General features: G+C 45.1%; 1 protein-coding gene. It reads right to left on the bottom strand.

Annotated elements, in window-relative coordinates; translation table 11 throughout:
- Positions 1 to 237, bottom strand: a 237-nt coding sequence (locus PL11201_RS25515; RefSeq protein WP_144017900.1) for a helix-turn-helix domain-containing protein, incomplete at both ends; no start/stop codon positions are given.

Below are 237 nucleotides of genomic sequence, written 5' to 3'. Positions count from 1 at the left end.
TTTGAGCACCCGTCTTAATCTATCGGGACTCAATTTAATCGACCGTTCTTGTTCTAATTTTTGGGCTAATTGCTCAGAGTTGTATGTCCGGGGTTCTCTTCTGAGACATTCTTCTAAAAATACTAAGTCCTCTTCTTTCCACTTGGCTTTCCCCCCGCGACCTGGTTTTTCCCATAACCCTTCTAGCCCCAACTTTTCCCATTTGTGCAACACTTCTCTGACAGTCTGTGCCGTCCA

Origin of the sequence: Planktothrix sp. PCC 11201, assembly GCF_900009135.1 — a bacterium.
Taxonomy (GTDB): Bacteria; Cyanobacteriota; Cyanobacteriia; order Cyanobacteriales; family Microcoleaceae; genus Planktothrix.
This window is presented reverse-complemented; position numbering and strand designations above follow the sequence as displayed.